Annotated in this window: 10 protein-coding genes; all 10 read right to left on the bottom strand. The window is 48.5% G+C overall.

The window, feature by feature from the left end:
* Window positions 1-978 (bottom strand): glycosyltransferase family 9 protein (locus tag Q7V48_04195; GenBank protein MDO9209936.1); only part of this gene is annotated, 978 nt, incomplete at its 3' end.
* 27 nt (window positions 979-1,005) lie between these two features.
* A complete protein-coding gene (locus Q7V48_04190) occupies window positions 1,006-1,206 on the bottom strand; it encodes a Trm112 family protein (protein ID MDO9209935.1) in 201 nt (66 codons plus the stop codon).
* A 9-nt stretch (window positions 1,207-1,215) separates the two neighbouring features.
* A complete protein-coding gene (gene waaC, locus Q7V48_04185) occupies window positions 1,216-2,364 on the bottom strand; it encodes a lipopolysaccharide heptosyltransferase I (protein ID MDO9209934.1) in 1,149 nt (382 codons plus the stop codon).
* On the bottom strand, window positions 2,361-2,999 hold the full coding sequence (locus Q7V48_04180) for an HAD family hydrolase (protein ID MDO9209933.1): 639 nt from the start codon (window positions 2,997-2,999) through the stop codon (window positions 2,361-2,363). The genes waaC and Q7V48_04180 overlap by 4 nt, the downstream gene beginning before the upstream one ends.
* Window positions 2,981-4,039 carry a lipopolysaccharide heptosyltransferase II gene (gene waaF / locus Q7V48_04175; GenBank protein ID MDO9209932.1) on the bottom strand — a complete coding sequence of 353 codons (1,059 nt, stop codon included), beginning with the start codon at window positions 4,037-4,039 and terminating at the stop codon, window positions 2,981-2,983. The genes Q7V48_04180 and waaF overlap by 19 nt, the downstream gene beginning before the upstream one ends.
* A complete protein-coding gene (locus Q7V48_04170; protein ID MDO9209931.1) occupies window positions 4,029-4,949 on the bottom strand; it encodes a lysophospholipid acyltransferase family protein in 921 nt (306 codons plus the stop codon). The genes waaF and Q7V48_04170 overlap by 11 nt, the downstream gene beginning before the upstream one ends.
* An 11-nt stretch (window positions 4,950-4,960) precedes the next feature.
* Window positions 4,961-6,073: a tetraacyldisaccharide 4'-kinase gene (gene lpxK, locus Q7V48_04165; GenBank protein MDO9209930.1), complete on the bottom strand. Its 1,113-nt coding sequence runs from the start codon at window positions 6,071-6,073 to the stop codon at window positions 4,961-4,963.
* 113 nt (window positions 6,074-6,186) lie between these two features.
* Window positions 6,187-7,962 carry a lipid A export permease/ATP-binding protein MsbA gene (gene msbA, locus Q7V48_04160; GenBank protein ID MDO9209929.1) on the bottom strand — a complete coding sequence of 592 codons (1,776 nt, stop codon included), beginning with the start codon at window positions 7,960-7,962 and terminating at the stop codon, window positions 6,187-6,189.
* Between the two features lie 62 nt (window positions 7,963-8,024).
* Entirely contained in the window at window positions 8,025-9,173 is a 1,149-nt protein-coding gene (gene lpxB / locus Q7V48_04155; GenBank protein ID MDO9209928.1) for a lipid-A-disaccharide synthase, read from the bottom strand.
* Window positions 9,174-9,200: 27 nt separating this feature from the next.
* On the bottom strand, window positions 9,201-9,653 hold a 453-nt coding region (locus Q7V48_04150; protein ID MDO9209927.1), incomplete at its 5' end, for a hypothetical protein.

Here is a 9,653-nt window from a genome sequence, read left to right as displayed (position 1 = left end):
GCACCCTTTTTTATGGCAGGGAACACATTCTAGGTCCGGAAAGATGACCTTATGGATATCTCCGATGGGTGCCCAGTCGTACCAATCCGATGGGCCATAGATGGTGATGGTGGGAGTGCCTACGGCAGCAGCGATATGAGGGGCAGCGCTGTCCACTCCGATGTGTAAAAAACTCAAACTGAGCAGACCCGCCAGCTCCCGGAGGGTGGTCTTCCCTGCCAGATTAAAAACCTCCCCTTGGCATTTTTTGACCAATATCCTCGCTCTCTCTTTTTCTTCCGGGGAACCGGTGATCACCGTGGCCATCTGATATTCATCCCACAACCAGTCAATGATCCTTGGCCATCTCTCAAGGCTCCATTCCTTGTAACTCCATCGCGAAAAGGGGTTAAGGGTAATCCATTTTTCAAGATCAGTAATTTTCTCTTGCTGGAGAATCCTCTGCACCCGCATGTTAACTTCCTTTGAAACCTGTAATCGGGGAGTGGTATCGCGCGATTCGATCCCTAATCCCCGTACAATTCGTAATGATTGTTCCGCAGCCCCCCGGACTTTTTTGTCCAAGTAAGGTGGATCGATTAAATGGGTAAATACTCGATTTCGCCAGAAGGGAACGCCTCCACGGTAAAGCAAGGAAACCCTTATGGGGGCTCCTGTGAGGTAGGCAATGATGGCGCCCCGGTCGCCGGCCCGTAGATCAATAACCAGAGAAAAGCCTTCCCGCCTCAAGGCCTTTAGGAATCTGATCTGTTCTCTTCCTTTGCGCAGGAGACCTCCCTTATAGCCCCGAACTTCAAACACTTTATCCAGAGAAGGGTCTCCCTCTAATAAGGCTCCGCATCCTTCCCTTACCAGAATCGATAATTGGGCATCTGGATAGGCACCCTTAACCGCCCATAAAGTTGGGGTTGTCCAGACGACATCGCCAATATCCCCCAGTTGAATAATGAGGATTTTTTTTATATTGCGCAGCCGCATAGCGAATGGGTTTCCAACGGAAACGATTTATGTTTTTCCCTCTTCCAATGGAGTTGCTTCGTCGATCAACATGATCGGGATGTCATCTTCGATACGGTAAATCAACTTGCAATGGTGGCAGACCAACTGATTCTGCGCCTCCCGGTATTCCAACTCGCCCGTGCAACCGGGGTCGCGAACGCACTTCGGGCAAGCGATAATTTCCAATAAGTCTTTGCTCAAAGCCATAAAATCCTCCTAATGCGGATTGCGGATTGCGGAATTCGGATTTAATTCTTGGATTATTTTATTCCGCATTCGGCAATCCGCATTCCACAATTTCTTTTCTACTGCCTCAAGGACTTCCTCCACCGATAGGGATTTCATACATTCCATCGTTGGGCATTTTTTCTTAAAACAGGGACTGCAGGCCAAAGGTTTGCGCAGGATCACATGATTGTTCCCGTAAGGGCCGGTTCTCCAGGGTGCCGTGGGCCCAAAGAGGGCGATAAGGGGAGCTTGCACGGCTGCGGCTAAGTGCATGGGTCCGGTGTCTGGGGTCAGGACAAGGTCGGCAAGGGAGAAGAGCCCGGCCAATTCTTTCAGGCCAGTTTTTCCTACGAGATTCACCACCCTCTGGTGGTTTTGGATCTGGCCCAAGATCGATTGTACCGCTTCACGGTCATCCGGGCTTCCGGTAAAAACCAAAGAAGCTCCTTTGCCGACAAGGTTATCGGCCAGTTGGGCAAAATTCTCCAAAGGCCATTGCTTGGTCGGCCATTTGGCCACGGGGTGGATAACCACCAGTGGAGAGGAAGTAAGACCATGCTGGCGGAGCACTTTCTCAACTTTATTTTGCGCCTCTGCTGGTAACGAGAATTTTAAATCTGGTTCATTTACGAAAACTCCGACCTGGGCGATCAAATCTAAATAACGCTCCAGGGCATGCCGATCAATCGGAAGTGGCTTATATCTTTCGTTGGTGAAAAGATAATTCCCTTCATCGGCGATTCCGGGAAAAGGTTTAAAGCCTATCTTCCTGCGCCCTCGACTTAAAGCCACCATGATGCCGCTCTTGAAAATTCCGTGGTTATCAATGACCCAGTCATATTGCACGCTTCTTAATTCCCGAATAAATTTTTTTATCTCGCTGAGGGTAGTCCAGAAATGACCTTTCCGGAAAAGCCGCTTTTGCCACGATTTGCGGTGGCTAACAATCACCCGGTTCAACACTGGGTTCTCGAGGAGAAGGTCCGAAGCATCTTCTTCAACGAGCCAGTCAATTTGGGCCTGGGGATATTGATTCTTCAAGGCTTCAACCATGGGAAGAGTTTGGATCACATCCCCAATGGCACTGAGTTTAATGATCAAAATTTTCCGGGGGGGGTGGTTTTTACGCACACTCATTGCTTTCCCGCATTGGAGACAATCCAGTTAACGGCTTCGAAGAGGTCGCTGGCAATAAAAGAAGGCGGCCTGGCCCAATTTTCTTTCTGCGCCAAAGCCTGGCTGCCGTGCCCCGTTAGAAGTAATATCCCTTGCGCACCCACACCTTGCGCGCATTCCACGTCGGAAAAATGGTCCCCGATCATATAAGAAGCCGACAGATCGAGGCCCAGATCTTGGGCTGCCTGCAGGAGAAGACCCGAAGCCGGTTTGCGGCAATTGCAGACCTGCACATAAGGCGCATTTCCATCGCTGGGATGATGGGGACAAAAATAGATCCCGTCAAGATGTGCCCCTTCTTCTCGCAACTGGCGGCTTAACTCAGCGTGTAATTCTTCCAAAAGCTCTTCGGGGAAAAAACCTCTAGCTACGCCGGACTGGTTAGTCACCCCTACGACTTTAAACCCCCGATCGTTAAGCAATTTTATAGCCGCAGCCGAGCGGGGGATAAGGCGCAGCCGCTCAATTGAATCAATGTAACCCACCTCTTCGCATATCGTCCCGTCCCGATCAAGAAAAACAGCGATATGCCCCTTGGAAGCTGGGAGTTGCGGGTTGCGAGTTATGGGTTGCGGGTTCATAGTTTCGAGTCCCAAATTGCTTTTACTTCTTCATAAACCTCATCTACGGAGATAAGTTCCATACAGCGCCTTTGATCAGGACATTCGGCTTTCAAACATGGGGCACAGGGGATGGGCTTGCCGATCACCCGACATAACTCCCCTCTGGGCCCCGTTCTCTGAGGATCCGTGGATCCAAAAAGGGCAATTAAAGGAACCCCCAGGGCAGCAGCGACATGCATCAGGCCTGAGTCGTTAGTAATAAGAAGACGGCAACGGGCAATCAAAGCCATGGCCTGCGCCAGGGTGGTTATGCCCGTTAGATCCATGAGCGGTATCCGGGCATTCTGGCGGACCTGAAGGGCCACTTTTTTATCTCCATGGCTTCCAAAGATTAGAATTCGGGCTCCCAAGTTTTTCCCAATTTGCTCCACCAGTTTTCCATATCTTTCCGGAAACCATTGTTTGGCAGACCCATAGGTCGCCCCTGGACTGATTCCGACGATTTCTTCCGTTTCTCTTACACCCAAAGATTTTAGCATCCGCAATGCTTCTTCCTGTTGTTCCTGGGACACTTCTAAATAAGGAGTACGCCTGACAGAAAGAAAACCCAGTGATTCTACCATCTCTAAATAATAATCGACTTGGTGACCCTTTTTAATTTTTTGATTGCAAGCCACTGGGTGGGTGAGCAAAAGGCTCCGCCCGTCTGTATTATACCCAGCTCTTCGAGGAATCCTGGCCAGATAGGAAATTAAAGCTGCTTCAAAGGCATTCTGCAGCAGAAGGGCCAATTCGAAACCTTCTTCTTTTAGTTTTTGGGCCAGACGCCATTTCCCCTGAATCCCTTGATGGATTCCAGGACTTTGGTAGAGAATTACCCGATCGACAATAGGGCTGTTGTGAAATATTTCCGCCACCCAAGGTTTAGTTAGGATGGCAATGTCCGCCTGGGGAAAACTCAGCCGCGTTGAAGTAATGGCGGGGAGACTCATCACCGCATCTCCCACCCAATTGGCTGAGCGGATCAAGATTTTTTTAACATCCTTAAAGAGGGCCTTCTCTTCACCCTTCATAACCGAACGATCCTTTTCGCCTTTTGGACTGCCAGGGGCGGGTCTTCCATCTTTGGTGCAACCATAACCAGTGATCGGGATGATCGCGCACATACCGCTCGATGATGTGGGTAAAAAGTTCTGTATTTTTTTCCACGTCCTGATCTTTATCCTCGGTTTGAATTAATGGAACTTCCGGTTCGAACACAACCCGGTAACTCCCATCGGCCTGTCGGATATTGAAAGTGGGGACCACGGGTGCCCCGGTCTTTAACGCCAACAAAGCCATCCCTATGTTTGTACAGGCCAGTTCGCCGAAAAAGTTGACAAAAACCCCTTCTTGCCAGGCCATGTTTTGGTCAAGAAGAATCCCTATGATTTCTCCGTTTTTTAGAAGGTGCAAGAGGCGCCCCAGGGACTTTTGTTTGGGGATTGTTTGATTGCCAGTGCAGGTACGTAACCATTGCACCACCCCGTCCAAGAATTGGCTGTCCAAAGGACGAACAACCACATTGCAGCGTTGGCGAATCACAAGAGGTATGCTTAAGGCCATCCATTCCCAATTGCCGAAGTGGGCCGTAAACAAAAGAACTCCTCTCCCCTTGGTATACGCCCGGTAAAAATTTTCTAAACCTTCGACCGCAATATGCTGACCAATATTCTGTTCGTTTAACTTCGGAATGTAGGAAAATTCGGCCAGAACTCTCCCTAGATTCTGAAAGACCGACCGGGCAATCTGCTCTCGTTCCTTAAAATCTTTATCCTTGAAAGCCAGGGCTAAGTTTCTTAAGGTGATCCTGCGATGCCGCCCGTCGAGAACATATAACAACCGGCCCAATCTTTCCAGGAACCAAACCCTCGATTGGAGCGGGATAAGGTTAATGGCCGGCAGTAGAAATTTTTGGACAAGGGATTGGCCTATTTTTTCCATTAAAAATCCGTTCACCTAGCAAGGCTCAGCCTCGAAAACAGGAATTCTTCAAAGCGGGGTAAATCGTTGCCCAAGAAAACATGTTGGATGGAAACTCCCCACAAAGGAATGATCCCTTGCTCCAGACCTTGGCACCGCACCAGATCTTTTTCGGTTGTTACCAGTGCATCAACCCTTAAATTCTTTGCTTTTTGATAAAGCTTTTCCCATTCTTTAGGACGGTACTGATGATGATCGGGGAAAATGGCGAACTCGGCGATTTGGGCGTTTAAATTAAGAAGAGTTTGTTGAAATGAAATGGGTTTGGCAATGCCGGAGAAAGCCAAAACCTTCTTCCCGTTCAGGTATTCCGGTGGGAAGGATGTTTCTTTTTCCAACATCCGAATTTCACCTGGTGAATATTCAACTTGAAAAATGGGAATTTCCTCAGGAACTTTGGCTAATTTTTGCTTTAATATTTTAAAGTTATCATATTGACCGGCCTTTGTCAAAATGATGGCGTCAGCCCTACGAAGCTGACTTGGGGATTCCCTGAGTATACCCCGAGGGAACAGGTGCCCATTACCGAACGGAGAAGAGGAATCGATCAAAAGAAGGTTCAAATCCCTTTTTAAAGGGAGGTGTTGAAACCCATCGTCCAGAATCAGGATTTCGCTTTGAAAATGCTCGATAGCATATTGGCCAGATCGCCATCTATTTTGGCCAACGATTACCGGAATCCCATTCAATTTTTCGGCCAGCAAGTAAGGTTCGTCTCCAGCCTGGGATGCCTCCATGAAAGTATGCTTCCCATCGGAAACCAACCGAAAAGGTTCAGGGAAATTCCCTTTATACCCCCGGCTCAGGATAGCGACTCGAAAGTCTTTTGCCCTGAGCATCTCCGCGATTAAAATAACAAAAGGTGTCTTACCAGTACCTCCCAAGGTAATGTTTCCCACACTTACCACTTTGCCAGGAAGAGAACGGGTGGGGAAAACCTTCCGATCATAAAGATATATTCGTAGAGAATTGCCCCACCCATAAAAAAAAGAAAGTATGCCAAGAGGAGCAAGAATTATTTTCCTGAGCAAACTTTCTTTTTGGGTGTAAATCAAATTGTTAAGTAACTTATTAAAATATAGCATTTAACTTTTTATAATTTTTAATATTTTTTATTACCTCCATTCGAACAATTGGCAAAGAAAGCAATAAAACTCCTTAGGCTTTTACAGCCAATCTTAGCCCGGGCTCGAACTCTCTAAGATAGAGCGGATACTTTTTCGCCATTCTCCGCCCTATTAATTCTTTCCAAATCACTATCGATGAATTGAAGCAAATAGAGTTTTCTATATTCCCCATCTCGCTCTAAAAGCTCTTCGTGGGTTCCCTCTTCAACAATGACACCGTTGACAATTACTATGATACGATTCGCTTTCCTGATTGTCGAGAGACGATGGGCAATCACCAGCGTGGTACGCCCCTGCATCAGGTATTCCAGAGCTTTCTGGACCTCAATTTCGGACTCGGAGTCCAAAGAGGAAGTTGCCTCATCCAATATTAGAATCGGAGCATTTTTAAGAAGAGCCCGAGCAATACTGACGCGTTGGCGTTCTCCACCGGAAAGCTTCGCCCCTTGTTCTCCGATTACGGTATCATATCCCTGGGGCAAATTTTGGATGAAATTATGGGCATAGGCGGCTTCGGCAGCTTTGACAATCTTCTCAAAGGGCTGGCCGATGTTTCCGTAGGCAATATTGTTCTTCACTGTGTCATTGAAAAGAATGGTTTGCTGGGTGACGATACCGATCATTCCTCTTAGGGATTCTACGGTAAAATCACGAATATCTACATCATCAATGAGAACTTTTCCGGAAGTAACGTCGTAGAATCTGGGTAAAAGGTTAAGAAGGGTGGTTTTCCCTCCGCCGCTGGCCCCGACAAAAGCCACCACTTCCCCTGTTTTCACCTTGATGTTGATATTCTTTAATACCCAATCTTCTTCATACTTGAACGACAGATCCCGGTACTCAATCCCCTTCGAGATGTTGGTGAGTGCTCTCGCTCCTGGTCGGTTGCGGATTTCCGGGACGGTGTCCAGAATCTCGAAAATGCGGGAGGCCGCCGCTAACCCCTGTTGCACTGTGTTGTTTACGTTACTCAATCGCTTCACCGGCTCATAGAGCATCAGCAGGGCTGTTAGAAATGAAAAAAAAGTCCCGGGAGTGGCATCTCCTCTAATGACATTGTAACCGCCGTAGAAAACGATAAAGGCGATGCCCAAGCCGCCGAGCACCTCCATCAGAGGATGGGAAATGGCCCGCACCCGAACAGACTTCATTGAAATTCCGAAGAGTTTGCGGTTCTCCCGGGCGAATCGGGCTCGTTCATAATCTTCCATATTGAAAGCTTTTACGATCCGGCTTCCGGCAATCGTCTCCAAAAGGATGGAAGATATGTCCCCCATGGTGGTCTGGCTGCGAGTGCTATAAGACCTAAGCTTCCTTCCAAATTTAACGATCGGATAAATAGCCAGCGGGAAGACAACCATGGCCACAAATGCCAACTTCCAGTCCCGATAGAATATAACCGAAACCAGGCCGACAATGGTGAAAACGTCTTTCAACAGTCCGGTAACGGCATCGGTTACGGCTCCCTGGACCAGATTTACATCGTTGGTGATGCGGGACATCAGAATTCCGGTGGGATTCCGGGTGAAGAAAGAAAGAGAAAGCGACTGGATATGGTTGTAAATTTTCTCCCTCAGGTCGGCAATGATCCGCTGCCCCACGTAGGACATAAGGTAAGACTGCCCATAATCAACCAGACCTTTCAGGATGAAGATCCCGATAATGGCCAAGGGAATGAGCTTTAACATAACCAGGTCTTTTTTGAAAAAAACATCGTCCAGGACCGGTTTAACCAGAAAGGCTGAGGCTGCCGTGGCCGCGGAAAAAAAAAGCATGCAAAGCATGGCTCCGCCCAAGCGATGCCAGTAAGGGGTAACGAAATGCAAAAGTCGGCGATAGAGGTCCATGTTCAATACAGGTAATAGGTTATAGGTAATGGGTTATAGGCAATTTAAAATTATGCTGACAGCTAATTGCTTTTTTCCATTATATTCAGGGCCATCTTGGCGACTCGTTCGGCTGCCCCTGGAGTGCCCAGTTTCGCTCTGACCTCGGCTAGTCCTTGCAGTATCTCCTGCCGGTAGGATTCATCCTCTAAGATTTTCAGCGCCTCAGCAGCGATGCGCTCTCCTTGGGCCGCTTCCTGAAGAAGCTCTGGTACCACTCTTTTTCCAGCAACAATATTTACCAGGCCAATCCAATTCACTTTGACCAGCGATTTCCCTATCCAATAACTCAGGGAAGACACGTGGTAAAGGATAACCATGGGCTTGTCGAGGATAGCGGTTTCCAGCGTGGCAGTTCCAGAGGCCACAATGACCAAGTCGGCAGCCTTGATAACCTGGTAGGTTTGCCCCTGGACAATGGTGACGGAAACATCTGAAGACTTTAAAAACTCCGTAACTTCCTTTACGTTTAAGGAGGGGGCAGCGGCCAGAATAAACCTGGCTCCTGGTTTTTTTTCCCTTATGATCTCGGCGGCCCGTTTCATGCTGGGCAGTAAGGAGTTAACCTCTTTTGCCCGGCTTCCAGGAAGCAGGGCGATGAGCGGGGCTCCTTTCCATTCCTCCACATGGGGGAAAGCAATTTCCTGCTGATGCAAACCCACTAAATCCAATAAAGGATGACCGACGAATTCCACATCCAAGCCAACCTTACGGAAAATGGGTACCTCAAACGGCAAGATCACAGCCATTTTATCAACCCGCTCGGCGATTTTCTTCACCCGACCAGAACGCCAAGCCCAAACCTGGGGGCTGATGTAATAAAGAACGGGCACCCCCATCCCTTTGGCCACCCGGGCCAAGAGTAGATTGAAATCAGGAAAATCGATTAAAATTAAAAGAGCAAGGTGATTGGTTTTGATAAATTGCTTTAATTGCCAATAGGCTCTGACTAAATTACCGATTTTCCCAAAAACCTCGGTAATGCCCACTACGGCCAGCCGGGAGGAGTCGATGATCAATTCGGCGCCGGCTTGGCGCATGTTTCCGCCCCCCACCCCATAAACCTGAACATCTGAGCTCAATTGTAAAAGGGCCTTTACCACACCGGACCCGTGCAGGTCTCCGGAGGCCTCCCCTGCTATGATCAGAATTTTTTTCTTTTCTGGAATCAAGAGCCCCTCTCCTTCGTTCGGTAATTTTTACCAAGAGGCGTCCGGAAGGTTTCCTCTCATCTCGTAAAAAGAAGTAATCGAAGGGATCTTTTCCATATTCGTTTGGATTTGCCTGTTGATTTCGATGGCCAAGGCCAGAGCATTTTTGCCGTCCTCGCCGGTTACCATGGGGGTGGTCCGCTGTAAGCAGGATTTGATAAAAGAGCATAACTCCAGCTGCAGGGCATCTCCTGGTTCTATTTCAACCATCTCCAAAGAAATTCGGGATTTCTGATCCCCCTGACTGGGGAGACGGTGGTACATGGCTACTTTCTTCGTGACGTAATCTACGGTTACACAGGTGTCCGGCTGAAAAAAACGGATGCGCCGCTGATCTTCGAGGGAAATCCGGCTGGCAGTGATATTGGCCACACACCCGCTCGCAAATTGGACCCGGACACTGGCAATGTCCACCTTATCCGTGAGAACGGGTACGCCGAC

It is taken from the genome of Deltaproteobacteria bacterium (genome assembly GCA_030654105.1).
Lineage (GTDB): Bacteria > Desulfobacterota > SM23-61 > SM23-61 > SM23-61 > JAHJQK01.
The sequence above is the reverse complement of the archived record's forward strand: the minus strand, read 5'-3'. Positions and strand labels throughout refer to the sequence as shown.